Origin of the sequence: Phycicoccus sp. CSK15P-2, from assembly GCF_016888005.1 — a bacterium.
In the GTDB taxonomy this organism is placed as follows: Bacteria; Actinomycetota; Actinomycetes; order Actinomycetales; family Dermatophilaceae; genus Phycicoccus.
In genome coordinates, this window is sequence record NZ_JAFDVE010000011.1 from 22,870 (window position 1) to 47,368 (window position 24,499).

At 73.1% G+C, this 24,499-nt stretch carries 18 protein-coding genes and 1 pseudogene; 8 read left to right on the forward strand and 11 right to left on the reverse strand.

All coding sequences use genetic code 11. The features are described 5' to 3' along the window. Nucleotides 1–4: 4 nt before the first annotated feature. The 4 genes from JQN72_RS07035 to JQN72_RS07050 form a co-directional block, all read right to left on the reverse strand. Entirely contained in the window at nucleotides 5–682 is a 678-nt protein-coding gene (locus JQN72_RS07035) for a thymidine kinase (protein WP_204134463.1), read from the reverse strand. Nucleotides 683–693: 11 nt separating this feature from the next. Beyond that, nucleotides 694–1,836 carry an alkaline phosphatase family protein gene (locus JQN72_RS07040; protein ID WP_204134464.1) on the reverse strand — a complete coding sequence of 381 codons (1,143 nt, stop codon included), beginning with the start codon at nucleotides 1,834–1,836 and terminating at the stop codon, nucleotides 694–696. Nucleotide 1,837: 1 nt separating this feature from the next. After that, nucleotides 1,838–2,428, reverse strand: coding sequence for a DUF5998 family protein (locus JQN72_RS07045; protein ID WP_204134465.1), 591 nt, complete (start codon nucleotides 2,426–2,428; stop codon nucleotides 1,838–1,840). Between the two features lie 109 nt (nucleotides 2,429–2,537). Beyond that, on the reverse strand, nucleotides 2,538–5,204 hold the full coding sequence (locus tag JQN72_RS07050) for a bifunctional GNAT family N-acetyltransferase/acetate--CoA ligase family protein (protein WP_204134466.1): 2,667 nt from the start codon (nucleotides 5,202–5,204) through the stop codon (nucleotides 2,538–2,540). Nucleotides 5,205–5,258: 54 nt separating this feature from the next. Here JQN72_RS07050 and JQN72_RS07055 point away from each other — a divergent pair, with 54 nt between their 5' ends. The 6 genes from JQN72_RS07055 (at nucleotide 5,259) to JQN72_RS07080 (ending at nucleotide 13,069) form a co-directional block, all read left to right on the forward strand. Beyond that, nucleotides 5,259–5,873: a nitroreductase family protein gene (locus JQN72_RS07055; RefSeq protein WP_204134467.1), complete on the forward strand. Its 615-nt coding sequence runs from the start codon at nucleotides 5,259–5,261 to the stop codon at nucleotides 5,871–5,873. An 81-nt stretch (nucleotides 5,874–5,954) separates the two neighbouring features. Beyond that, a complete protein-coding gene (locus JQN72_RS07060) occupies nucleotides 5,955–8,396 on the forward strand; it encodes a DNA topoisomerase (ATP-hydrolyzing) subunit A (RefSeq protein ID WP_204134468.1) in 2,442 nt (813 codons plus the stop codon). Nucleotides 8,397–8,596: 200 nt separating this feature from the next. Next, the gene (locus JQN72_RS07065) at nucleotides 8,597–9,967 is read left to right on the forward strand and encodes an ABC transporter substrate-binding protein (RefSeq protein ID WP_204134469.1); all 1,371 of its coding nucleotides are present in this window, start codon (nucleotides 8,597–8,599) and stop codon (nucleotides 9,965–9,967) included. 179 nt (nucleotides 9,968–10,146) lie between these two features. Continuing rightward, on the forward strand, nucleotides 10,147–11,076 hold the full coding sequence (locus JQN72_RS07070; protein ID WP_204134612.1) for a carbohydrate ABC transporter permease: 930 nt from the start codon (nucleotides 10,147–10,149) through the stop codon (nucleotides 11,074–11,076). Between the two features lie 2 nt (nucleotides 11,077–11,078). Next, on the forward strand, nucleotides 11,079–12,035 hold the full coding sequence (locus JQN72_RS07075) for a carbohydrate ABC transporter permease (RefSeq protein WP_204134470.1): 957 nt from the start codon (nucleotides 11,079–11,081) through the stop codon (nucleotides 12,033–12,035). A gap of 35 nt (nucleotides 12,036–12,070) precedes the next feature. Further along, a complete protein-coding gene (locus JQN72_RS07080) occupies nucleotides 12,071–13,069 on the forward strand; it encodes a LacI family DNA-binding transcriptional regulator (protein ID WP_307812487.1) in 999 nt (332 codons plus the stop codon). Here JQN72_RS07080 and JQN72_RS07085 read toward each other — a convergent pair. Continuing rightward, a pseudogene (locus JQN72_RS07085) lies at nucleotides 13,062–14,509 on the reverse strand (APC family permease). The gene JQN72_RS07080 and the pseudogene JQN72_RS07085 overlap by 8 nt on opposite strands. Before the next feature lie 150 nt (nucleotides 14,510–14,659). After that, nucleotides 14,660–16,786, reverse strand: coding sequence for a type IIA DNA topoisomerase subunit B (locus tag JQN72_RS07090; RefSeq protein ID WP_204134471.1), 2,127 nt, complete (start codon nucleotides 16,784–16,786; stop codon nucleotides 14,660–14,662). 245 nt (nucleotides 16,787–17,031) lie between these two features. Here JQN72_RS07090 and JQN72_RS07095 point away from each other — a divergent pair, with 245 nt between their 5' ends. Further along, entirely contained in the window at nucleotides 17,032–17,253 is a 222-nt protein-coding gene (locus JQN72_RS07095; protein WP_204134472.1) for a hypothetical protein, read from the forward strand. A gap of 47 nt (nucleotides 17,254–17,300) precedes the next feature. Further along, nucleotides 17,301–17,786, forward strand: a complete 486-nt coding sequence (locus JQN72_RS07100) for a DUF456 domain-containing protein (RefSeq protein ID WP_204134473.1) — start codon at nucleotides 17,301–17,303, stop codon at nucleotides 17,784–17,786. Here JQN72_RS07100 and JQN72_RS07105 read toward each other — a convergent pair. The 5 genes from JQN72_RS07105 to JQN72_RS07125 form a co-directional block, all read right to left on the reverse strand. Then, nucleotides 17,779–17,931 (reverse strand): PGPGW domain-containing protein, encoded by a 153-nt coding sequence (locus JQN72_RS07105; RefSeq protein ID WP_204134474.1) that lies wholly within the window; start codon nucleotides 17,929–17,931, stop codon nucleotides 17,779–17,781. The two genes, JQN72_RS07100 and JQN72_RS07105, sit on opposite strands and share 8 nt — an antisense overlap. Continuing rightward, on the reverse strand, nucleotides 17,928–18,314 hold the full coding sequence (locus JQN72_RS07110) for a DUF3040 domain-containing protein (RefSeq protein WP_204134475.1): 387 nt from the start codon (nucleotides 18,312–18,314) through the stop codon (nucleotides 17,928–17,930). The genes JQN72_RS07105 and JQN72_RS07110 overlap by 4 nt, the downstream gene beginning before the upstream one ends. Nucleotides 18,315–18,372: 58 nt before the next feature. Further along, nucleotides 18,373–19,629 (reverse strand): DNA polymerase IV, encoded by a 1,257-nt coding sequence (dinB, locus tag JQN72_RS07115; protein ID WP_204134476.1) that lies wholly within the window; start codon nucleotides 19,627–19,629, stop codon nucleotides 18,373–18,375. Between the two features lie 159 nt (nucleotides 19,630–19,788). Beyond that, the gene (locus JQN72_RS07120; RefSeq protein WP_307812488.1) at nucleotides 19,789–20,568 is read right to left on the reverse strand and encodes a methyltransferase domain-containing protein; all 780 of its coding nucleotides are present in this window, start codon (nucleotides 20,566–20,568) and stop codon (nucleotides 19,789–19,791) included. A 48-nt stretch (nucleotides 20,569–20,616) separates the two neighbouring features. Then, nucleotides 20,617–24,471 (reverse strand): DNA polymerase III subunit alpha, encoded by a 3,855-nt coding sequence (locus tag JQN72_RS07125; RefSeq protein WP_204134615.1) that lies wholly within the window; start codon nucleotides 24,469–24,471, stop codon nucleotides 20,617–20,619. Nucleotides 24,472–24,499 lie beyond the last annotated feature (28 nt).

A 24,499-nucleotide genomic window follows, 5' to 3' on the forward strand; every position in this document is an offset into this window, starting at 1 on the left:
CCGGTCAGCCGCGCGGCGGCACCGGGCAGGCGTCGAGGTCGAACGGCAGGACGTCCGGCGTCGGCGAGGCGGCACGGGCCGCGTGGCTGTTCATCCGGCGCATGTGATGGCGCCGGCAGAGCACCTCGTACTCCACGACGCCCTCCCGCGCCGCCGCGGTGTCGCCCACGACGACCTGTTCGCCCTCGACGACCATGACGCCGTCGACGATGCGCGCGTTGTGGGTGGCCCGGCGCCCGCACCAGCACAGCGCCTCGACCTGCAGCACCTCGACCCGGTCGGCGAGCTCGATGAGGCGCCGTGACCCCGGGAAGAGCTCGGTGCGGAAGTCGGCGGTGATCCCGAAGGCGGTGACGTCGACGCCCATCTCGTCGACCACCCGCGCGAGCTGCTCCACCTGTTCCGGCGTGTAGAACTGCGCCTCGTCGCAGATGAGGTAGTCGACCCGCCCGCCGGCGGTCAGCCGTTCGACGACCACCTCCCAGAAGTCGACGTCGTCGTGGACCTCGACGGCGGTGGTCTCGAGGCCGAGCCGCGAGGACAGCACCGAGTCCCCCGCGCGGTCCAGCTTGGTGAAGATCAGGCCGCTGCGCCCACGGGCCCGCTGGTTGTGGTCGATCTGCAGCGCGAGGGTCGACTTGCCGCAGTCCATCGTGCCCGAGAAGAAGACCAGGTCCGCCACGAGGGCCAACCCTAGGCGACCCGGGCGGGGACGTGGACGAGCGGCACGTCGAGCTCCTCGGCCTCGAGACCGCCGTGCATCCCGACCAGCGCGAGCAGCTGCGGGCGCATCCGCGCGGAGTCCATGACGGCCAGGTCACCGCGGGCGGCCACGACGACGTCGCCGATCCGCGGGAGGTGCCCCGGGAGGACCGGCCCGAACCACCCCTCCGCGACGGCCTCCTCGCGGGTCCGGACCCAGGCGCGCTCCCCGAGGCGGGCCGACCACGCCGCGGCGACGTCGGCGGCCGCACCGGGCCGGCAGTACACGTAGGTGGCACGCGGCTCCCCGCCGAGATGCCGGACGCCCTCGCGCAGACCGGGCTCGTCGGCGAGGTCGACGCGGGTCGCGTGCGGGCAGCGGACCATCCCGTGGTCGGCGGTCACGGTGAGCGAGGCGTCCGCCGGCAGCCCGGCCGCGAGCCGGGCGAGCTCCCGGTCGACCGACTCGAGCTCCTCGGTCCACTCGAAGGACTCCGGGCCGTGGACGTGGCCCAGCTTGTCGACCTCGCCCCAGTAGAGGTAGACGAGCGAGCGCGGTGCCGAGCGCACGGCACGCAGCGCGAGGTCGACCCGGTCGGCGAGCCGCTCGGCCGCCACGAAGCCCCCGCCTCGCAGGGCGGCCCGGGTCAGGCCCGACCCGTCGAAGTACGCCGCCCCGATCCGGGCCACCTCGAGCCCCTCGGTCTCGGCGCGCTCGAACCAGGTCCGGCGGGGCTGCCACTGCTCGGGGACCGGCCCGTCCTCCCAGGACAGCTCGTTGAAGACCCGGTCCTCCCCCGGGACCAGCACCTCGTAGCCGAGCATGCCGTGCGTGCCGGACGGCAGGCCGGTGCCGAAGGTGCCCATCGACGTCGCCGTGGTGGCGGGGAACCCGGCGGGGAGCGTCCGGGTCCGCGACGCCTGCGCCCGCAGCCACGGCGCGTGGCCGAGCCGACGTGCCAGCTGGGCCGCACCGAGACCGTCGACGAGGACGACCACGCCGCGCCGCGCCGCGGAGAGGCCGAGCCGCCCGGACTCCCCCGGTCCGGCCGGGACGCCGAGGGCGGCGCAGAGGTCCGGTAGGACGTCCGCGAGGCTGCCGGTGGCGTAGCCGGGCGCCGCGGGGGCGTCCACCTCAGCCCTGGCCGATGGCGCTGGACAGGTCCCGGGCGAAGGACAGCGCCCGCGCGAGCTGGTCGTCGCCGTCGGCCGCTGCGGCGATGCGCAGGGCGATGTCGTCGCCGGTGATGGTGCCCTCGTAGCCGTGGTCGGCGTCGCAGTCGGGGTCGCTGCACGACGCCGGCACCAGGTCGACCCGCGACACCGTGCCCCACCCGAGGGTCAGCGTGACCTCTCGGCCGAGCGCACCCGGGACGTACTGGTCGGGCCGGGCGACGACGTGCGTGAGCATGACGCCCCGGACGGCGGTGAGCGGGATGGCCTCGGTGGTCGCGGTGGCGACGTCCTGCGGTGCCGGGGGGTCGTCGGCGTGGTCGTCGGCGTGGGCGATGAGGAGGCGGGTGGGGGTCAGCGCGAGCACCGTCACGTGACGCCGGACGACGTCACGGTCGAAGGTGGTCTCGAGGTGGACCAGGTGGTTGTCGATGCGCTCGCCGCCGAGGGCCGCCGCGACGACGTCGGCCACCAGGGCCGGGTAGTAGCCCGCCTGCTCGATGTCCGCCATGAGGTTCTGCGGGAGCACGGTGGCGTGGTGCGCGGAGGTCATGACCCCTATTGTGCCGCGCGGCGGCGGTCCGCTCGGCGGGAAGGCCGGGATCCGGAGCGGGGCGTCCCGGGTCCGGTACGCGCCGGGCACACCCGCACCGGGTTCGGCGCTAGGTGAGCGAGCGCCGGCCCGGGTCGATGCGCCGTGGCGCCGGGGCGAGCGTGATGTCGGCACCGAGCACCTCGACCCCGCCCGGGTGCGCGTTGACCGGGTTGAGGACGAGCGAGAAGACCTCGGGCATGTCGTCCGCCAGCACCGAGACCCGCGCGATGAGGTCGGCGAGAGCGGCACGGTGCACGGGCGCCTGCCCCCGGTACCCGTGGAGCACCGGGGCGGCCTTGACCGACGAGATGAGCTCGGAGACGGTGACGTCGGTGAGCGGCGGGATGCGGTGCGCGACGTCCCCGAGCAGCTCGGTGGGCAGCCCGGCGACCGAGAAGCCGATGACCGGCCCGAAGAGCGGGTCCTCGTCCGAGGTGACGACGACCGGCACCCCGTCGCTGCCCATCTTCTGGACGACGAACGTGTCGGCCTGGAGCGGAGCGAGGTTCCTCGTCAGGGAGGCCCAGGCATCCCGGAGCGCGTACTCGTCCCCGAGGTAGAGCCGGACTCCCCCGGGACCGGAGCCGTGCCGGACCAGGGGTGCGTCGGACTTGAGCACGACCGGCCAGCCGACCTCGTCGGCGGCGGCGACGGCCTCCTCGACCGAGCCCACCCGGTACTGCCGCCACGCGTGGATGCCGTAGGCCGACAGCAGCGTGGCGGCCTCGTCATGGGTCAGCCGACGCCCGGCCGGGGTCTCGGCGAGGACCGTCCCGACGACGTCCTCGGCGACCCGCCGGTTGATCCCCACCGGCGCGACCGGGGTGCCGTGGTCCCGGGCGCGCCACTGGCCGTAGCGGGTCGCCGCCGCCAGCGCCCGGACCGCGTCCTCCGGCATCGCGTAGACCGGGACCGCGCGGGTCCCTCCCCCGGTGCCCGGGACCGTGGCCTGCCCGTCGTCGACGCCGCGCATGCCGAGGAAGGTGGCGACGACGGGCTTGTCCCTCCCGACGGCGGCGTCCCGCACGGCGGCCGCGACGGTGGCGTCGTCCGTGGCCAGCGGCGGGATGAAGCCGGCCACCACCGAGTCGACCGCGGGGTCGGCGAAGACCTCGTCGAGGGCGGCCCGGAAATCCTCCGCCGTGGCCTCGCCGGCCAGGGTGACCGGGCCGTGGGTGACCTCGAGGTCCCACGAGGTGCAGGCGTCCGCAGCCAGGGCCCCGAGGGCCGCCGAGTTCGCGACGACGCCGACGCGCACCCCTCGCGGCAGGGGCTGGTGGGCCACGATCTGGGCGACGTCGAAGAGCTGGTGGACGTTCTCGACGCGGATGACCCCGGCCTGCCGGAGCATCGCGGAGAACACCTCGGGACGGGCCTTGGTCGCGCGGACCCGGTGACCGGGCGGCACCCCGAAGCGCGAGACGCCCGACTTGACGACGATGACCGGCTTGATGAGCGCGAGCTTGCGGGCGATCCGGGAGAACTTGCGCGGGTTGCCCATGGACTCCAGGTACAGCCCGACGGCGTCGGTGGAGTCGTCGTCGATCCAGTACTGCATGAAGTCGTTGCCCGAGACGTCGGCCCGGTTGCCCGCCGACCCGAACGTCGAGATGCCGAGGTTGCGGCGGGCGGCCGAGGCGAGCACGGCGATGCCGAGGGCACCGGACTGCGCGAAGAGGCCGAGCCGCCCGGGGGGCGGCAGGGTGGGGGCGAGCGACGCGTTGAGCCGCACCTCCGGGTCGTTGTTGATGACCCCGAAGGAGTTGGGCCCCACCAGCCGCATCCCGGACCCACGGGCCCGGCGGACGAGCTCGTTCTGCCGGGCGGCACCGGCCTCGCCGTCCTCGGCGAACCCGGAGGAGACGACGAGCAGACCCTTGACCCCCGCCTCGGCGCACTCGTCGACGACGTCGAGCACGTGGTCCGCCGGCACGGCGACGACCGCGAGGTCGACCGGGCCCGGGACGTCACGGACCGACGGGTACGACCGCAGACGGCGCAATCCGGACACGTTCGGGTTGACCGGGTGCACCTCGCCGGTGAAGCCGGCGTCGAGGAGACGGTCGAGCAGCCGTCCCCCGAAGGTGTCGGCGTCCCGGCTGGCCCCGATGACCGCGACCACTGTCGGGCGCAGGAGGGCACGCAGGCTCTGGGCCTCCGCGCGATGCTCCCGGGACATCTCGACGGCGCGGGAGCGGTCCGTGGGCTCGATGTCGAAGCCGACCTCGACGACGCCGTCCTCGAGCCGTCGGGAGACCTCGTAGCCGGCGTCGGAGAAGACGGCGAGCATCCGGCGGTTCTGCGGGAGGACCTCGGCGGTGAACCGGACGATGCCGAGGTCCCGGCCGATCGCGGCGAGGTGCTCGAGGAGGACCGAGCCGATGCCCTTGCCCTGGTAGTGGTCGCTGATGTTGAACGCGACCTCGGCGCTGCGCGTGTCGAGCCGGTCGAACCGGCCGATCCCGATGATCTCCTCGCGCATCGTCACCACGAGGGCGACACGGTCCGCGTAGTCGACGTGCGTGAAGCGGTGGACGTCGGCGTCCGAGAGACGGCGCAGCGGCGCGAAGAAGCGCAGGTAGATGGACTCGTCGGACTGCGCCGCGTGGAAGCGGCGGATGCCGTCGGCGTCGTCGGGACGGATCGGGCGCACGCTCGCGACCGTCCCGTCGCGCAGGACGACGTCCGCCTCCCACTCGACGGGGTACCCCGGTGGGAGCGCCACCTCGGTCATGCCGGTCATCCTGCCAGTCGTGGATGCGGGGCGTGGGGGCGGCACACTGGGGTCGTGGAGCTGCGCGAGGTGGTCCGTCGCCGCCGGATGGTGCGACGCTTCGACCCGGACGTCCCCGTCCCCGCCGAGGTCGTCGACGACCTCCTCTCGCTCGCCGTCCGGGCACCGAGCGCCGGGTTCAGCCAGGGCTGGGACTTCGTCGTGCTGCTCACCCCCGAGGAGCGGGACCGCTTCTGGGGCGTGGCCGCCGGGCCCGGCCCGGGCGACGCCTGGCTGCGTGGGGTCTCGGCCGCCCCGGCCCTCGTCCTGTGCCTCTCCGACCCGGACGCCTACCTCGAGCGCTACGCCGAGCCGGACAAGGGATGGACCGACCGCTCCCTCGACCGCTGGCCGGTCCCCTACTGGGACACCGACACCGCGATGGCCGCGATGCTCGTCCTGCTCGGGGCCGAGGACGCCGGGCTGGGAGCGCTGTTCTTCGGCGTCCCCCCGGACCGGCACGACGACGTGCGGGCGGCCCTGGGGGTGCCGCCCGGGCGCCGGCTCGTCGGCGTCGTGGCCCTCGGGCACGAGGCGGAACGGGTGTCGGGCTCGGCCCGCACCCGGGCGCGCCGGCCGCTCGCGGAGGTCGTCCACCACGGCCGGTTCGGAGTGTCGCGGCGGCCCTGACCCCTCCGATGTGGAGGATGGGCGGTGCCGGGCCCTGCGCCCGGGCCCGCCGCCGTCGACCCGAGGACCCGTCACCACCCCATGGCCACGCGCAGCAGCACCCCGCCGCCGGAGGAGTTCACCGAGCGGATCGTCGACATCGACGTCGAGGAGGAGATGCGCACCGCGTTCCTCGAGTACTCCTACAGCGTCATCTACTCCCGGGCGCTGCCGGACGCCCGGGACGGCCTGAAGCCGGTGCAGCGGCGCATCCTCTACGGGATGTCCGAGCTCGGGCTGCGCCCGGACCGTCCGCACGTGAAGTCCAGCCGGGTCGTCGGCGAGGTCATGGGCAAGTTCCACCCGCACGGCGACGGCGCGATCTACGACGCCCTCGTCCGCCTCGCCCAGCCGTTCACGATGCGCCTCCCGCTCGTCGACGGCCACGGCAACTTCGGCTCGCTCGACGACGGCCCGGCCGCGTCGCGCTACACCGAGGCCCGGATGGCACCGGCCGCCCTGCTCATGGTGAGCGGGCTCGACGAGGACACCGTCGACTACGTCCCGAACTACGACGACTCCCTCGAGCAGCCGGGCGTCCTGCCCGCCGCCTTCCCCAACCTGCTCGTCAACGGCGCGAGCGGCATCGCGGTCGGCATGGCCACGAACATGGCGCCGCACAACCTCGTCGAGGTCGTCGGCGCCGCCCGCCACCTCATCGACCACCCGGACTGCTCGCTCGACGACCTCATGAAGTTCGTCCCGGGCCCGGACCTCCCCGGGGGCGGGCGGATCGTCGGGCTCGACGGGGTCCGGGACGCCTACCTCACCGGCCGCGGCTCCTTCAGGACGCGCGCCACCGCCCGGGTCGAGAAGGTCACGGCACGCCGGATGGGCATCGTCGTCACCGAGCTGCCCTACCTCGTGGGCCCGGAGAAGGTCATCGAGCGAGTCAAGACCCTCGTCCAGGGCAAGAAGCTGCAGGGCATCTCCGACGTCAAGGACCTCACCGACCGCAAGAACGGCATGCGTCTGGTCTTCGAGATCAAGAACGGCTTCAACGCCGAGGCCGTCCTCGAGCAGCTCTACAAGCTGACCCCCATGGAGGACTCCTTCGGGATCAACGCCGTCGCGCTCGTCGACGGCCAGCCCCAGACCCTGGGCCTGAAGGAGCTCCTGCGCGTCTTCGTCGAGTTCCGCATCGACGTCGTGCGGCGCCGCACCGAGTACCGGCTCGCCCGGCGCACGGAGCGCCTGCACCTGGTCGAGGGTCTGCTCGTCGCCATCCTCGACATCGACGAGGTCATCCAGCTCATCCGCGCCAGCGACGACGCCGCCGCGGCCAAGGAGCGGCTCGTCTCGGTCTTCGACCTCTCCCAGGCCCAGGCCGAGTACATCCTCGAGCTCCAGCTGCGCCGCCTCACGAAGTTCTCCCGGATCGAGCTCGAGGCCGAGCGGGACGAGCTGCAGCGGATCATCGAGGAGCTCGAGGCCGTCCTCGGCGACGACCGGCTCCTCCGGAAGACCGTCTCCACCGAGCTCGCCGACGTCCTCAAAGCCCACGGCACCCCCCGACGTACGGTGCTCCTGGAGTCAGCGGGCACGCCCGCGGCCCAGACGACGCCGCTCGAGGTCGCCGACGACCCGTGCTGGGTGCTCCTGTCGTCCACGGGTCTGCTCGCCCGCACCTCGGATGCCGAGCCCGTGCCCGTGGACGGGCCACGCGCCAAGCACGACGCGATCGTCGGGGCGGTGCGGACCACCGCGCGCGGCGAGGTCGGCCTCGTCACCTCGCGGGGCCGGATGGTCCGGCTCTCGGCGCTCGAGCTGCCCTCCCTACCCCCGCTCGGCGGGGCCCCGAGCCTCTCCGGCGGCGCGCCGCTCGCGGTGTACGTCGACCTCCCCCGCGGCGAGGAGCCGCTCACCATCGTGCCGCTCGACGCCGAGGGCCCGGGCATCGCGCTCGGCACCGCCCAGGGCGTCGTCAAGCGGGTGACCACCGACTACCCTGCGCGCCCCGACTGGGAGGCCATCTCGCTCAAGGACGGCGACAGCGTCGTCGGTGCCGTCGCGCTGCGCGACGGCGGGGAGGACCTCGTCTTCGTCACGAGCGACGCCCAGCTGCTCCGCTTCCCCGCCTCGGCCGTGCGGCCGCAGGGCCGGACCGCCGGAGGGATGGCCGGTGTCCGCCTCGCACCGAAGGCCACCGTGGCGTTCTTCGGCGCCGTCGACCCGGCCACCGAGAACGTCGTCGTCACCGCCGCCGGCTCGTCGGACGCCCTTCCCGGCACCCAGCCGGGCTCGCTCAAGGTCGCGCCGTACGGCGAGTACCCCGCCAAGGGACGCGCCACCGGCGGGGTCCGGGCGCATCGCTTCCTGCGCGGCGAGGACTCCCTCGTGCTCGCCTGGGTGGGTGCGCAGCCGGCCCGTGCCTCGGGGGCCGGAGGGGTCGCCCTCGACCTTCCCGAGGCCACCGGCAAGCGGGACGGCTCGGGCACGCCGCAGAAGGCCGTCATCGCCGGGATCGGCTCACCGGTCCGCTGACCCACGGGTCGCGCTGCGCGGCGGCGCCGTGTGCGAACCCGCCGCTCCCCACCGTGACGATCGCGTTACGCAATCGTTACCGCCAGGCTTTCGACGGCCCGTTGCCACGGATGCGTAAACGCTTTTACCGTAGGCCCCGGTTCCCCTCACCGCCGAGGTGCCATCCGCCTCGGCCGACCCAGTGAAACAGGAGGCGGGCAATGGCCCTCAACCACACACGTCGCGTGGCGGCGCTCTCGGGAGCACTCGCGGTGGCTCTCACCGCGGCTGCCTGTAGTTCCGGCGACGGCGGCGGAGCAGCCGGTGGAGACACCGAGGCCTCGCAGATCGACTGCGCCCCCTACGAGGCGTTCGGCGACCTCCAGGGCAAGACGGTGACGGTCTACACGTCGATCACCGCGCCCGAGGACGGCCCGCACATCGCGTCGTACAGGCCCTTCGAGGACTGCACCGGCGTGACCATCACGTACGAGGGCTCGAAGGAGTTCGAGGCCCAGCTGCCGGTGCGGGTCCAGGGTGGCAACGCCCCGGACATCGCCTACCTCCCGCAGCCCGGGCTCCTCCAGACGATGGTCGCCACCGGCAAGGTCGTCCCCGCCCCGCCGGAGACCGAGGCCAACGTCGACGCCAACATGCCCGACTTCAAGGAGTACGGCACGGTCGACGGCACCTTCTACGCGGCCCCGCTCGGCGCCAACGTCAAGTCGTTCGTCTGGTACTCGCCGTCGGCCTTCGCGGACGCCGGCTACGAGGTGCCGACGACGTGGGCCGAGCTGACCGCCCTCTCCGACAAGATCGTCGCCGACAACCCCGACGGCGCCGTCAAGCCCTGGTGCGCCGGCATCGAGTCCGGTGACGCCACCGGCTGGCCGGCCACCGACTGGGTCGAGGACGTCATGCTGCGCACCGCGGGTGCCGAGACCTACGACGCGTGGGTCAACCACGAGATCCCGTTCAACGACCCGGCGGTCGCCGAGGCGCTCGCCGAGGTCGGCAGGATCCTCAAGAACCCCGAGTACGTCAACGGCGGCTACGGCGACGTCAAGACCATCGCCACGACGTCGTTCCAGGACGCCGGCCAGCCCATCCTCGACGGCTCGTGCCTCATGCACCGCCAGGCCTCGTTCTACGCGGCCAACTGGCCGGAGGGCACCGACGTCTCCGAGAACGGCGAGGTGTGGGCGTTCTACCTGCCGGCGATGACGGCCGACGAGCGGCCCGTCCTCGGTGGCGGCGAGTTCACCGCGGCCTTCGCCGACCGTCCGGAGGTCAAGGCGTTCCAGACCTACCTCTCCTCGGTCGAGTGGGCCGACGAGCGGGCCAAGACCTGCGGCGGCGGTGGCTGTGTCACGGCCAACACCAACGCGGACCCGAACCTGCTCACCAACCCGATCGACAAGCTGTCCGCCGAGCAGCTGACGGACGAGAACGCGACGTTCCGCTTCGACGGCTCGGACCTCATGCCCGGCGCGGTCGGGGCGGGGACGTTCTGGAAGGGCATGACCGACTGGATCATCGGCCAGGACGACAAGGCCACCCTCGACTTCATCGAGAGCTCGTGGCCGTCCTGACCTGACCCAGGTCATGAGAGCCGGGGCGGGGTGGCACGCCGCCCCGCCCCGGCTCCTCCCCTCCCCCCTCACCGGAAAGGTGGTCCGTGACGGTGACCCGTGTCATCAGCGCCGTGCCCGTCGGCATCATCCCCGAGCCCCTGCTGCGGGCCCAGAGCACGGGCGGCAAGCTCCTGCTCATGGTCTTCGCGATCATCCTGTTCGCGGTGGTCTTCGGTCTCGTCCTCGCCTTCGCCAGCCTCTTCAAGGGTCGGAACGGCGAGAAGGTCCAGGGCGCCCTGTTCGCGCTCCCGGCAGTGGCGCTGCTCGCCGTCGGCCTCGTCTACCCGGCGCTGCGCACCGTCAACCTCAGCTTCCGGGGGCGGACCGCGGACGGTCCCTACTCGCTCGACAACTACGTGACGATGTTCACCTCGCCGGAGCTCCTCGTCGTCCTGCGCAACACGGCGATCTGGGTCGTGCTCGTGCCCTTCCTCGCGACCGCGGTCGGGCTGCTCTACGCGATCCTCATCGACCGGGCCCGTGGGGAGGCCTTCGCGAAGGCGCTGATCTTCCTGCCGATGTCCATCTCGATGGTCGGCGCCGGCATCATCTGGAAGTTCGTCTACGAGTACAAGCAGACCTCGCGCCCGCAGACCGGCCTGCTCAACGGCGTGCTCAAGCTGTTCGGCCTCGAGACCAGGCAGTGGCTCCTGGACGCCCCCCTCAACACGCTCATGCTCATCGTCGTCATGGTGTGGATCCAGGCCGGGTTCGCGATGACGGTGCTCTCGGCCGCCATCAAGGCCATCCCGGACGACATCATCGAGGCCGCCCGGCTCGACGGCGTGAGCGGCTTCCGGATGTTCCGCTACATCACCCTGCCGAGCATCCGCCCGGCCGTCGTGGTCGTGCTCACGACGATCGGTATCGCGACGATGAAGATCTTCGACATCGTCCGGACGATGACCGCCGGCAACTTCGACACCTCGGTCGTCGCCTTCGAGTTCTACAACCAGATCTTCCGGTTCAACGCCCCCGGGGTCGGTGCCGCGCTCGCGGTGCTGCTCTTCGTGCTCGTCATCCCGGTCGTCGCCTACAACGTCGTGCAGATGCGCAAGGAGGCCTGAGGATGAGCACCCTCGAACCCACCGCCACGCCGGAGGACGTCACCCGCGAGATGGAGGAGACCACCGAGAAGAAGCCTCGCGGCGGCAAGCGGTCCCGGACCGGTCACGCAGCGAGCTCGCTGTCGTCACCCTGGGCCTCCCTCACCGCGGTCGTCATCGCCGTGCTGTGGACGCTGCCGACCATCGGCCTGCTCGTCACCTCGTTCCGCGGCCAGCGGGACATCCAGCGCAGCGGCTGGTGGACCTTCTGGCAGAACCCGGGCGGCCTGACCCTCGACAACTACCGCCAGGCCCTCGCCCCGGGGAGCAGCGCCGGCCTGTCGCAGTACTTCGTCAACACGGTCGTCATCACGCTGCCCGCCGTCGTGCTGCCGATCTTCCTCGCCTCGCTCGCGGCCTACGCGTTCGCGTGGATGCCCTTCCCCGGCAGGGACGCGCTCTTCGTCGCGGTCTTCGCGCTGCAGATCGTGCCCATTCAGATCGCCCTCGTGCCGCTCCTCGACATCTACGTCAACAAGCTCGGGTTCGGGGCGTCGTACTGGAGCGTGTGGCTGTCGCACACGATCTTCGCGCTCCCGCTCGCGACGTTCCTCATCCACAACTTCATGCGCGAACTGCCCGGCGAGCTCATGGAGGCCGCCCGGGTCGACGGCGCGGGGCACGTGACGATCTTCTTCCGGATCCTCCTGCCCCTGCTCACGCCGGCCCTGGCCGCGTTCGGCATCTTCCAGTTCCTCTGGGTCTGGAACGACCTCCTCGTGTCGCTCGTGTTCCTCGGCGGGACCCCTGACGTCGCGCCGATCACCGTGCGGGTCGCCGAGCTCTCCGGCTCCCGTGGCAGCGCCTGGTACCTGCTGTCCGCCGGCGCGTTCATCTCGATGGTCGTCCCGGTCGCGGTGTTCCTCGCCCTCCAGCGGTTCTTCGTGCGCGGTCTGCTCGCCGGCGGGCTGAAGGGCTAGGCCCCGGGGGGCGCGTCATCAGCACGATCACGGACGTGGCGCGGGTGGCCGGGGTGTCGGTCGCCACGGTCTCGCGCGCCCTCCGCGGGCTGGACCGCGTCTCGCCGCAGACCCGGCAGCGCGTCCTGGAGGTCGCCGAGGAGCTGCACTACGTGGCCTCGCCCACGGCCACCTCGCTCGTCTCCGGCCGCACCCGGGTCGTGGCGGTCGTCGCGCCGTTCCTCAGCCGCTGGTACTTCGCGACGCTCGTCAGCGCGATCGAGAAGGAGCTGCGTGCCCACGACCACCACGCGATCCTCTTCGACCTCGAGGACGACACCTACAGCTCCCGGCTGCCGCTGACCCAGAACATGCTGTGGAAGCGCGTGGACGGCGTCATCACCCTCGACGTCGCGATGACTCCCGACGAGGTCGCCCTCGTCGACCGCCTGGGCCTTCCCCTCGTCGCGATCGGGGCGCCGGTCCCGGGCCGCACCTGCGTGCGGATCGACGACCACGCGACGATGCGGACAGCCGTCGAGCACCTCATCGGGCTCGGGCACGAGCTGATCGGCTACATCGGGGACGTACCGGAGGACGTCGCCCACATCCGGGCACCGCGGGACCGTCTCGACGCCTTCGTCGAGACGATGCGCGCCGCCGGCCTGGACGTCGTCGAGGAGTGGGTCCTCGGCTCCGACTGGACCGCCCAGAGCGCCGCCACCGGCAGCACGGCGGTGCTGAGCGGCGAGCCACGGCCCACCGCGGTGGTGGCGGCGTCCGACGAGATGGCCATCGGGGTGCGCGAGACCGCACGCAGGCTGGGCCTGCGGGTGCCCGAGGACCTCTCGATCATCGGGATCGACGACTTCGTGCTCAGCGACGTCCTCGGGCTCTCCACCGTGCGTCAGGACGTCGCCGCCCAGGGCCGCACGGCCGCGAGCCTGGTCCTCGGCGCCCTGGGCTCCGGCGAGCCACCGGAGACCGACGACGTCGTCATGCCGACCCGGCTCGTCGTCCGGGAGTCGACCGGGCCGGCCCCCGGGGTCAGCTGACGGTGTCGTCGCCCGAGAGCTCCTCGGGGTCGCGCAGGTAGGTGCGCTTGCCGCGGATGGCCCGGTTGGCCGTCCACGTGACGGCCCAGAGCACGACGCCGATGGCGAGCAGCCACGCGGCGATGACGTACTGGACCGTGTCCCGTCCGGTGACCGGCAGGGTGAAGAAGAAGCACGCGACGGCCCCGACGACGGGCAGCACCGTGGGCGTCACGAAGTGGTCGCGGTCGATGGGGTCGCGCCGCAGGACGAGGACCGCGATGTTGACGATCGTGAAGACACCCAGCAGGAGCAGCGCGGTGGTCCCCCCGAGGGCCGCGACGGCGTCGCCGCTGTTCTCCGTCACGAGGACGATGAGGCCGAGGGCGACCGCGGTCGTGAAGAGGATGGCGACCCAGGGGGTCCGCCGTCCGGAGTGCACGCGCCCCAGGACCGGGGGCAGCACCTCCTGCCGCGCCATCCCGTAGACGAGCCGGCTCGCCATGAGCATGTTGATCAGCGCCGAGTTGGCCACGGCGAACATCGCGATGAACGGCATGACGGCGTCGACGGGGAAGTCGGGCAGACCCGCCGAGACGACCTTGGTCAGTGGGGTGTCCCCCTCGCCGAGCTCGCCCACGGGGACGAGCGCCACCGAGAAGACCGCGACGAGCAGGTAGATGACGCCGGTGATGCTGATACCGGTGAGCATCATCCTCGGGAAGGTGCGCACCGGGTCGTGGGTCTCCTCGGCCATGTTCACCGCGTCCTCGAAGCCGACCATCGCGAAGAACGCCAGGGAGGCGCCTGCGGTCACCGCGAGGAAGACGCTCTTGTCGCCCGAGGTGTCGAAGACCGTGACCCGGGAGAAGTCGGCCTTCCCGCCGGTCGCCGCGTAGAGCCCGACGAGGATGACGAGGAGCAGGCCGGACAGCTCGATGCAGGTGAGCACGACGTTGGCCTTGACGCTCTCCCCGACGCCACGGAAGTTCACCGCCGCGACGAGGAGCATGAACCCAGGGCGATGAGCAGGACGAGGGTCGAGCGGTCGCCGTCCAGCCCGAGGCCGTCGGCGAGGTTCGCCGCGAACGCCTTGCTCGCCGTCGACGCAGAGGTGATGCCCGAGGACATCACCGTGAACGCGACGAGGAAGGTCACGAAGTGCAGGCCGAACGCCTTGTGCGTGTAGAGCGCGGCACCGGCCGCCCGCGGGTACTTGGTCACGAGCTCGAGGTAGGAGAACGCCGTGACGAACGCGATGGCGAACGCGACGAGGAACGGCGCCCATGCCGCTCCCCCCACCTCGCCGGCGATCTTCCCGGTGAGGGAATAGACCCCGGTGCCGAGGATGTCCCCGACGATGAAGAGCAGGAGCAGCTTCGGCCCGATCGCCCGCTTGAGGTCGGTCTGCTCCTCGCCGGCGACCTCGGTGGGCTCTGAGCGCTCCGCGACGTCGCCCATGACTGCTCCCCTCGACCGGACACCCGGCGGGCGTCGAGGGCTCCACTCTGGCCCCGCCACCCCACGGGGGCAACAGATGCCCTCGGGGGCGCCGTGTCCCGGGTCCCGGGACGGGGGACGCCGCGACTCGATGGACGGCGGCCCGGCCCCTCAGGCGTCGATGCGCTCCTTGTCGAGCCGGTCGGCACTGTCGACGATGAAGTCCTTGCGCGGGCCGACCTCGCCGCCCATGAGCAGCTCGAAGACCTTCGCCGCCGACTCGATGTCGCCGAGCGTCACCTTCCGCAGCGTGCGCTGGCGCGGGTCCATCGTCGTCTCGGCCAGCTGGTCGGCGTCCATCTCGCCGAGGCCCTTGTAGCGCTGCAGCGGCTTGGTCCGCTTGTTCCGCTTCTGGAGGTTCGCCATCGTCCGGCGCATCTCGGCCTCGGAGTAGGTGTAGATCACCTCGTTGGCCTTGCCCCCCGGGTTGACGACCTCGATCCGGTGCAGCGGAGGGACCGCGGCGTACACCCGCCCCGCCTCGACGAGCGGCCGCATGTACCGGAAGAACAGCGTGAGCAGCAGGGTGCGGATGTGGGCGCCGTCGACGTCGGCGTCGGTCATGATGATGACCTTGCCGTACCGGGCGGACTCGAGGTCGAACGTGCGGCCCGACCCGGCGCCGATGACCTGGATGATCGCGGCGCACTCGGCGTTGCCGAGCATGTCGGTCACCGACGCCTTCTGGACGTTGAGGATCTTGCCGCGGATCGGCAGCAGGGCCTGGTGGTCGCTGCTGCGCGCGAGCTTCGCCGTGCCGAGCGCGCTGTCGCCCTCGACGATGAACAGCTCGGTGTGGTCGGGGTCGCTGCTGCGGCAGTCGGCCAGCTTCGCGGGCAGGCTCGAGGACTCCAGGGCCGTCTTGCGACGCTGGGTCTCCTTGTGCAGCCGGGCGCTGATCCGCGACTTCATCTCGGCGACGACCTTCTCGAGGACGCTCGCCGCCTGCTGCTTGACCGGGCGCTTCGTGGAGGTGAGCAGTCCGGTGAGCTCGGTCTCGACCACCTTGGCCACGATCTGGCGGACCGCGGCGGTGCCGAGGACCTCCTTGGTCTGGCCCTCGAACTGAGGCTCGGCGAGGCGGACCGTGACGACGGCGGTGAGGCCGGCCAGCGCGTCGTCCTTCTCGAGCTTGTCGGTGCCCGCCTTGAGCCGTCGCGCGTTGGCCTCGACCTGCTTGCGCAGCGTCTTGAGCAGGGCCTGCTCGAAGCCCGCGATGTGGGTGCCGCCCTTGGGGGTCGCGATGATGTTGACGAACGAGCGGACGGCGGTGTCGTACCCGGTGCCCCAGCGCAGCGCGATGTCGACGCCGCACTCCCGCTCGACCTCGGTCGGGGTCATGTGACCCTGGGCGTCGAGGACGGGGACGGTCTCGGTGAACGTGCCGGTGCCCTGCAGCCGCCAGACGTCGGTGACCGCGGCGTCCGGGGCGAGGAACTCGGTGAACTCGGAGATCCCTCCGTCGTGGAGGAAGACCTCCTCGGTGGGCTCCTCGCCCCGCTCGTCGCGGATGACGATGGTCAGCCCCGGGACGAGGAAGGAGGTCTGCCGGGCCCGCCCGAGCAGGCCCTCGAGGTCGAAGGAGGCGTCCTTGAGGAAGATCTGCCGGTCGGCCCAGTAGCGCACCCGGGTGCCCGTGACGCCCCGCTTGGCCCTGCCGACGACGGCGAGGTCGCTGGTCTTCGTGTACGGGGTGAAGTCGTGCTCGGGGTCCTTGCTGCCCTGCGCCCCGGCGACGTCGGAGAACACGCCCGGCTCGCCGCGGCGGAAGCTCATCGCGTACGTCTTGCCGGCGCGGTCGACCTCGACGTCGAGGCGCGAGGAGAGCGCGTTGACGACCGACGCGCCGACGCCGTGCAGGCCACCGGACGCGGTGTAGCTGCCCCCGCCGAACTTCCCGCCGGCGTGCAGGCGGGTGTAGACGAGCTCGACGCCGGTCAGGCCGGTGCGCGGCTCGATGTCGACCGGGACGCCGCGGCCGTTGTCGTGGACCTCGACGGAGCCGTCGCGGTGCAGGACGACCTCGACGTGGTCGCAGTGGCCACCGAGGGCCTCGTCGACCGCGTTGTCGATGATCTCCCAGAGGCAGTGCATGAGCCCGCGGGAGTCGGTGGAGCCGATGTACATGCCCGGTCGCTTGCGGACCGCCTCGAGTCCCTCGAGGACCTGGAGGTGGTGGGCGGTGTACTCGGACGCGGACTTGCTCGTCGCGGTCTTCTTGGCAGCGGTCGTCGGCACGCCCAGCAGGCTAACCGGCGGCCGGGACGGCTCCCGACAGGCGCACCGGGCGTCCCGGGAGTCCACCGGCCGGAGGGGTCCGGGCTCGGTCGAAAGGTCACGATCCGGTGATGACGCGCCCGGGTGGGGCCCCCGTTGCACCCGGGGAAGCATCAGGCGTGCTTGACTGTTGCACAGGTCGCCGATCCGCACGGGTCGGTGACCCCGAACACCGGTAGGACCACGAGCGAGCCGAGGAGGCCGATGTGAACGCCGCACTGGCACCCACCCTGACCACCGCGGACCGCTGCGACCGCTGCGGGGCCCAGGCCTATGTCCGGGCCCGCCTCAACGCCGGCGGCGAGCTGCTCTTCTGCGCCCACCACGGCCGCGAGCACGCTCCGGCCCTCGCCGACAAGGCGGAGATCCACGACGAGAGCGAGCGGCTCAACGAGCCCGAGCCCTTCGCCGCCCCCACCGAGGACTGAGCCCACCCCGGCTCCTGCCACCGTCCGGCGGCTCACCCATGGACGCGATGGCCGACGACGTCTGGATCGTCCTCCCCCCGCTGCTCATCGTCATCGGGCTGTTCGGGATCGTCGTCCCGGTCCTGCCCGGCATGCTGCTCATCGTCTTCGGCATGCTCGTGTGGGCGCTCGGCGAGCAGTCCGTCACCGGCTGGGTGCTGCTCGCGATGGCCCTGCTCCTCGCGGGCGCGGGGCTGGTGCTCCAGTACCTCCTCCCCGGCCGGCGGATGAAGGAGCGCGGCGTCCGGACCTCGACCCTCGTCCTCGCCGTCGGGCTGGGGATCGTCGGGTTCTTCGTCATCCCGGTCGTCGGAGCGGTCGTCGGCTTCGTCGGCGGGATCTGGCTCGTCGAGACGGGTCGTGGGTCGGGGCGGTCGGATGCGTGGAGCCGCACCAAGCACGCGGTCGTCGCCATCGCTCAGGGCATCGGGATCGAGCTCGTCGCCGGGCTGTCGGTCGCCGCCCTCTACGTCGTGGGGCTGCTCGTCACCTGACCGCGGCGCGCAGTGCCACGCCGATGCCGAGCAGGACAATGCTGGACAGGACGAGGAGCCATCCGGGCCCCGGCAGGGGGACGAGGAGCAGGCCGAGGCCCAGAAGGACCGCGCCCACGGCCACCAGGACCGCGCCGGCGGTCACCAGTTGTTCTCGCGGCGCTCCCAGCGCTCGTCGAGGCGGTCGATGAGCGATCCGCCCTTCTTCCGCGACCGCGCGCCCTTCGACTGGACCGTGCCGTCCTCGCTGACGACCCCGAGGCGGGAGGCCCGCGATGGGGTGGCGGCGAAGACGGCGGCCATGACCATGACCGCGAATCCGACGGCCCCGACCCACATCGTCGTGTTGACCCCGACGAGGACGAGCCCGAGGCCGATAAGCACCCCGACCGCACCGACGACCCATCGCCGTCGCTGGATGGAGCCGAGTCCGCTGCTCTTCATCTGCGAGGCGAACTTGGGGTCCTCGGCGGTGAGCGCCTGCTCCATCTGCTCGAGCATCTGCTGCTCGTGGTCTGAGAGGGGCACTGATCCTCCCGGTGGTCGGCTCGGACGCCCGACGAGCGCCCCGTTGGTCCCTGTCCGTTCAGGATAGGTGCCGAGGTCGCCGCACGGAAGCGGATGGACGAGGTTCCACGAGACTGGCTGGACGGACGACGTCCGAACCGAACCTGGCGCGGGCCCGGTCGACGGCACGGTCGGCGTCTCGCCAGCCGTGCTCGGGCTCCCCGAGGACCCCCTGGAGCGGGGCCCGCTCGGCGGGGACGAGACCGGAGAGCCGCACCCCGACGAGCCGGATCCGGGCCCGCTGCAGGCCGAGGGCGTCGAAGAGGTGGGTCGCGGTGGCATGGACCGCCCGCCCGCTGTCGGTCGGCTCCCGGAGGGTCCTCGCCCGGGTGATCGTCGTGAAGTCGCTGAACCTCACCTTGAGGGTGACGGTCCGACCCGTGAGACCCGCGGTGCGGGTACGGGCCGCGGTGCGCTCGCTCAGGGCGAGCAGGTGGCGGCGGATGAGGACGGCGTCGTCGAGGTCGGCCTCGAACGTCTCGTCGCTGCCGATGCTCTTCTCCCGCTGCTCCCGCTCGACCGGACGCGGGTCGTGCCCCCACGCGAGCTCGTGCAGATGCCGGCCGGTGGCCTCCCCGAGGCCTCGGACGAGGGTCTCTACCGGGGTGTGGGCGATGTCGGCGACGGTGCGCAGCCCGAGCCGGAGCAGCGTCTCCTCCGTCCGGTCCCCCACCCCCCACAGGGCCGCGACGGGCAGCTGCTGGACGAACGGGACGACCTCGTCGCCGGGCACGACGACCATGCCGTCCGGCTTGGCGAGGTTCGAGGCGAGCTTCGCGACGAGCTTGCTCGGGGCGACCCCGACCGAGCACGTGATCCCCTGCTCGTCGTGGACGGTGTCCCGCAGGTGCTGGGCGATCGTCGCGGGGCTGCCGAGCCGCCGGACCGCCCCGGAGACGTCGAGGAAGGCCTCGTCGAGGCTCAGGGGCTCCAGGTGCGGGGTGACCGCACGGAAGGTCTCCATGACCCCGGCCGAGATCGTCGCGTAGAGGTCGTGGTCGGGACGCAGCACGGTCGCCTGCGGGCAGAGACGGCGGGCGCGTCCCATCGGCATCGCCGAGGTGACCCCGAACCGGCGGGCCTCGTAGGTGGCCGAGAGGACGACACCGCGGGTCCCGCCGCCGATGATGACCGGCGTGCCGACCAGCTCGGGGTGGGACAGCAGGGTGGCCGACGCGTAGAAGGCGTCCATGTCGACGTGGAGGACGGTGCACCCGGTGTCGTCGGGCGGGGTGTCGTGGAGCCTCTCGGGAAGGGCGAACTGGCGGCGGCTCATGGGGACGCCTCGCTCCCCCGCCGCGCGACGCACCCTCCGCCGGCACCCGTGATGGTGCAGGAGCGGGGGTGGTCACCCCGGTTCCTGCACCATCGGACGCGCCGCCGAGGGCTCCCGGGTGAGCCGGAGCGTCCCGCGGCGGGTCGGGCGGGCGCGCGGTCAGCCGCGGGCCGCGAGGACGTGCAGGGCGCTGCCGAGGCTGCCGAGCAGCGGGTGGTCGGCGGCCGCCGCGGCGGCGTCCTCGAGGGCGGCGAGAGCGGCCCGGTCCGAGTCGGAGTCCAGGAGCGCCGAGGGGACGAGGTCGGCGAAGACCCGGACCCCTTGGACGTGGACGGGCTCGAGACCGTGCTCACGCAGGAGGGCGAGCACGGCCGGCTCGTCGAACCGGTGGGGCGCGGGGTCGTCCTCCCCCCACCTGCCGTCGGGGCGCTCGAGGACCGCGCGGGCGCGGTCGAGCCGCCCGGCGAGGGCATGGGTGAGCACGGCGTGGAGGCGCTGGGCCACGACGAGGCTGAACGTGCCGTCCGGGGCGAGGAGCGCGGCGACGGCACCGACCGCTGCGGCGGGGTCGTCGACGACCTCGAGGGTCCCGTGCAGGCAGACGAGGTCGAACGCGGCGTCGGTGCCGACGAGGTCGCGGACGGTGTCGGCGTCGCCCTGGAGGGCGTGGATGCGCCCCTCCACACCCTGCTCGGTGGCCCGGCGGCGCAGCGAGAAGAGCGCGTCGGGGCTGGGGTCGACGACGGTGAGCCCGTGACCGGCCACGGCGAGCGGGACGGCCGTGCCGCCCGTGCCACCACCGAGGTCGAGGACGCGCAGCGGGCGGCCGAGCGCGGCGGACCGCTCGGCCACGTGGGCGTCGAGGACGCGCTGGACGACCGCGGTGCGGGACCCGGCCGCCAGGGCCGGGCGTGGGGGACGGCCACGGTCGTCGGCCACGGGCGGTCTCCTCGGGGGGTCGTCGGCGGTGCTGCGGAGGGTCCCACCCTAGTGTCCCGAGCTTCCCGGGCTGGCGTGCCACAGCTTGCGCGACGGCAGCGCGGAGGAGCCCGGCACACCACGCCCGGAGCGGGGGTCGGCCCCGGCGGGCCGGATGTCGGCGTACGGCGACTGCCTGAACCCCGAGGCGTGGACGAGCACCCGGCGACCGGGCTGCTGCGCTGCCTCGCGGACGGCGTGCTCGGCGGCCTCCGCCCGAGCCACGGCGCCGGCCTCCCCCGCCACGACGGCCTCCCGGACGGCCGCGAGCCCACCGAGCTGCCAGGCGTCCCACAGCGCGGCGAGCTCCCAGGCCCCGGTGGCCCGGATCGAGACGCCACGGTCGCCGGTGCGGCGCAGCACGCCGCGGACGAGGAGCATCCACGAGTGGAAGACGACGCCGGCGTACGGGCCCTGGACGTCCTCGAAGAACGTGCAGTCCGACGGGCCGGTGCCGTCGTCCAGGGTGAGGAAGACGACCCGCCGCCCGGAGCGGACCGGCGGGGTCTGGGTCGCGACCTTGACCCCGGCGACCCAGACCTCGCTGCGGCTGCGGCTGCTCAACAGGTCGCGGCTGCGGGTGACGCCGAGCGCGGTGAGCAACGGCTCGTAGAACGAGGCGACGTGGGCCGAGGCGTCGAGGCCGAGGACGTCGAGCTCGGCGCGGACCCGCTCGGCCCCGGTCATCTCGGGCAGCCCGGTGCCGGCGACGAGCCGCGGCCGGTCGCCGAGGTCGAGGGTCAGCTGGGTCGGCTGCTCCCGGGCCGGACGGACCTCACGGGCCGCCTGCGACTGAGCGGCCGCCCGGGCCCGGACGTCGGCGCCGGCCTCCTGCTCCTCGCGGACGGTGCTGGTCGGCACGACGAGCCGGTGGCCGTCGACGGTGCCCTCCTGCGGCGCGCGGTGGCCCCGGCGCGGACCGGCTCGCCGCCCCGCTCCCCCGTGCCGCTCCCAGCGGTCGAGCTCGGCGACGTGGAGCAGGAGGTCGCGCCGGGTGACCCGGCCGCGCCGCCCGAGGCTGCCGGGCCCCAGCCCGTGCAGGGAGTCGAAGGCTCCGGCCAGGACGAGCCGCTCGGTGACCGGGCGGCTGACCCGGGCCCGGGTCCAGAAGTCGCCGAGGTCGGAGTACGGCTGGCCGGCCACCGTCCGGGCGACCTCGGCCGCGCTGATGCCCTTGACGTCGGCGAGCGAGAGCCGGATGCCGTACGGCTGCGGGTCACGCTTCCACCCCGGCACCGCGTCGGGATCCGCTCCCTCGGGTGCTGCGTCGTCGGCTGCTCCGCTCAGCGCCTCCCCTCCCGTGCCGGCGACTCCGGCGTCGTCCACCGGCTCGATGCGGTAGGTGTCGGACGAGACGTTGACGTCGAGGCCGAGGACCGGGATGCCGAAGGAGCGGGCGTCGTCGAGGAGCAGCCGCTTGGGGTACATCCCCGGGTCGTGGGTGAGGATGCCTGCGAGGAAGGCCGCCGGGTGGTGGGCCTTGAGCCACGCCGAGTGGTACGTGGGCAGCGCGAACGCCGCGGCGTGCGCCTTGCAGAAGCCGAAGCTCGCGAAGCTCTTGAGCACCGCCCAGATCCGGTCGCGCTCCTCGGGGGTGTAGCCGCGGGCCCGCGCCGCCGGGCGCCACCACGCCTCGACCTCCTTCTGGCCCTTCGGCGTGCCCATGCTGCGGCGCACCTCGTCTGCCTGGGCCAGGCTCACCCCGGTGGTCTCGGCGACGATGAGCAGCACCTGCTCGTGGAAGACGACGACGCCCTCGGTCTCCTCGAGCGCCGGCACGAGGCTCGGATGGAGGAAGCGCCGCTCCCGCCAGCCGTGCCGGGACTCGAGGAACGGGGTGATCATGTCGGACTTCACCGGCCCGGGCCGGAAGAGCGAGATGTCGATGACGAGGTCCTCGAACTCGGTGGGCCCGAGCTTGCCGACGAGCTCGCGCTGCCCCGGGCTCTCGATCTGGAACATCCCGAGGGTGCGGGTCGTCCGGATGAGCTCGAAGGTGCTCTCGTCGTCGAGCGGCACCTGTGCCTCGTCGTCGAGGTCGATGCGCTCCCCCGTGACCCGCTCGACCTCGGCGACGGCGTGCGCCATCGAGGACTGCATCCGGATGCCGAGGACGTCGAGCTTGAGGAACCCGAGGGTCTCGACGTCGTCCTTGTCGAACTGGCTCATCGGGAAACCGAGCCAGCTGGCCTCGACCGGCGTGCGGTCGAGCATCCCGGCACTCGACAGCACGACCCCGCACGGGTGCAGCGCGATGTGCCGGGGCAGGCCGTCGAGGGCCTCGACGAGGTCGAAGAAGGCGCCCATCCGGGGCGAGTCCAGGCCACGGCTGCGCAGCTCGGGGAGGTCGGCGACGGCGCTGCGGGCGTCCCGGGCCCGGATGTGGGGGAATGCCTTGGCGATCTCGTCGACCTCCTGCGGGGCCATCCCGAGCGCGGCCCCGACGTCGCGGACGGCGTGCCGGACCTTGTAGGTGTCCGTCATCGACACGCACGTGACCCGCTCGCCGCCGAAGCGGTCGAGCACCGCCTCGTAGATCTCGGTGCGCCGGGCGGACTCGACGTCGATGTCGATGTCCGGCAGCTCGGCCCGCAGCGGGGAGCAGAACCGCTCCATGAGGAGGCCGTGGCGGACGGGGTCGATGCCGCTGATGCCGAGGAGGTGGTTGACCAGGCTGCCGGCGCCGGAGCCACGGGCCGCGACCCGCACGCCGCGCTCCCGGACGAGGTCGGTGACCTCGGCGACGGTGAGGAAGTACGTCGGGTAGCCGAGCGAGCGGATGACGGCGAGCTCGGCGTCGAGCCGGTCGTGGACGACGGCGAGGTGCGCCTCGGACGCCCCCGGGTAGCGCCGGCCGACCCCGGCCCGGCAACGGTGGACGAGCTCGTCCATCGGGTCCTCACCGGGCCCGAGGCCGAGGACCTCCGGCTCGGGGAGGTGGACCGCCCCGATGCCGAGGTCGTCGTGGGCGTGCTGGACGCACTCGGCGGCGAGCCGGGCGGTCATCGCGAGGAGCCGGTCGGCGCGGGCGGTGTCGCCGCCGGTGACGGCCAGGGCACGGGCCCGCATCTCGCCGGTGCCCGCGAGGTGCCCGGCGTCGGTGACGCGGTCGAGGTGGCGGGAGTCGAGGACGACGAGGCGGCGCGCGGCGTCGAGGACGTCGACGGTGCGGACCTGCCCGGGCTCGGCGTGCCTGACCGCGGCGGAGAGGACGGCCGGGACCCCGACCGCGTCGGCGAGCCCGAGCAGCCGGGCCGCGTGCGACCGGCATCCGGGCGTGCCCTCGGGGCCGCCGTGGAGGACGACCTCGAGGGCGAGGCCGTCGCGGGGCAGGAGGGTCTGCCAGCGGGTGAGGAGGTCGCGGGCCCGGGCGCGCTGCCCGGCGAGCAGCGCCCGGCCGACGTCGGAGTCCGGGCCGAGGAGGACGACGAGCCGCGCCGGCCCCCCGGGGGCGTCCTCGGCCGCGAGGGACCACTGCCCGAGGAGGTCCGGGGTCGTCACGGGGACGCCGCGCTCGCCGCGCAGGTGGGTCGCGGTGACGAGCCGGCACAGGGCCGCCCATCCGGCCCCGGCGGCGGTGTCTCCGACCCGGCCGCGGGCGAGCACGGTGACCCGGGGGCGGCGCGGGTCGACGACCGCCCCGCCGCGCACCGGGGTGCGGGCCCGGGGCGTCCGGGGGGTGGGGGCGAGGTCGGAGACGGCGAGGTCGACGCCGAGGACGGGGTCGACGCCGGCCGCGCCGCAGGCCTGCGCGAACCGGACCGCGCCGTAGAGGCCGTCTCGGTCGGTGAGGGCGAGCGTCCCCTGGCCGAGCGCGACGGAGCGGGCGACGAGGTCCTCGGGCATCGAGGCGCCGTAGCGCATCGAGAAGCCCGAGGCGACGTGGAGGTGG